General features: G+C 60.2%; 1 protein-coding gene. It reads right to left on the bottom strand.

All coding sequences use genetic code 11. From position 1 onward, the window contains the following. Positions 1-50: 50 nt before the first annotated feature. Positions 51-1,220 (bottom strand): Wadjet anti-phage system protein JetA family protein (locus B3187_RS02860; RefSeq protein WP_286804501.1); only part of this gene is annotated, 1,170 nt, incomplete at its 5' end.

The raw sequence follows: 1,220 nt of genomic DNA, 5'->3' as shown, positions 1-1,220 counted from the left end.
CCCGCCACTCCTTGAGGGTCAGGTTGTGTGACTCCAGGGCCCGTTCTAGGCTATCGGTCAGAGGGCTCATTGGCATCCTCGGTCAGTTCAATAATGTATTCGTCGCGGTGGGTGAAGAAATCACCCTCGGTAATGCGCGGGCTTTCCGCCAACCAGGCCTCATCCTGACGCACCCGAAAACCGAACTCGGAGGACAGGTTGGCCGCCGCCCCCACCTCGGTGGCCCGCGCCAGACTCAACAATTCGGGGAGACTCACGGCGGTCAGCGACCGGCTGCTGACCTGCCCCTGTTCGTCCAGCGCCTGTTGTACGTAGGCGCGCACATCCTTGCCCTGCAGCGAAAACGCCTGTTCAAGGGCTTGCTGAATATACAGCTGTCGTTGCGCGTCCCGGTCCAGGGGCTGATCATCGTCCAGGTCACTGCGAATGGGGGCCCGGGCGCGTCGCTCACGCAGCACCAGTTGGCCTGGGTCGATATAGCGCAAGTGCAGTGCGGACCAGTCCTCGCCGTGACGCTGCAACAGTTCGTCCTGTCGCTCGCGAGGTTGCGCCGCCAACAACTGACACAGCTCCAGGGCGCCGTCACCGCTCTGGGCATGAATATAGCTTAGCTGGCGGATGATGATATCGGCCCGCTGGGTAAACGTATTCAGGGCCTTGCGCAGGGCCGGCAACATCACATCGCAGGCATTTTTCAGTCGCGTCTCGATGGTTTGAAGCAGGGTTTCCAGTAGCGAGCTACCCGGCACCACCCGTTGCGGCAAGAGTGCTCGCAGGCGCAACTCCATCACCGCGCGCCAGTCTTTCTCGGCCGTTTCGGGGTCGCCTTCTCCGTATTTGCGTTTGCGCCGAATGCGGCTGATGATCCGGGCCACCTGGTCCCGGTATTTCTCTACGCTATCGGCGGACAGCCGGACTTCCAGATCGGGTTTGAAGACTTTTTCCATAAAGTCGAAAAATTCATCGCTGGCCTGTTGCACCAACTGCCGGGCTTCAACATCGCGGACCAACTGCCGCTTACGTTCCTCCAGCTCTGCAATCACATCGGTGAAGTCGCTGATGATCCGCTCGGAGTATTCGTAGGCATCCAGCAGGTCGTGGACTTCGCCGCGATCCAGAAAGGCCTGGAGACTGTTGCGGGTATTGCGGGTGTTACGGTGCCGGGTGCGAAAGTCATTGTGCTGGTTGGCTGCAAAGGGCTGAGTAAACAGCCGTCCCAT

Origin of the sequence: Marinimicrobium sp. UBA4209, from assembly GCF_002381585.1 — a bacterium.
GTDB classification, from domain to species: domain Bacteria; phylum Pseudomonadota; class Gammaproteobacteria; order Pseudomonadales; family Cellvibrionaceae; genus Marinimicrobium; species Marinimicrobium koreense.
Note: the sequence above shows the minus strand (reverse complement) of the source record. Positions and strands in the feature narration are given on the sequence as shown.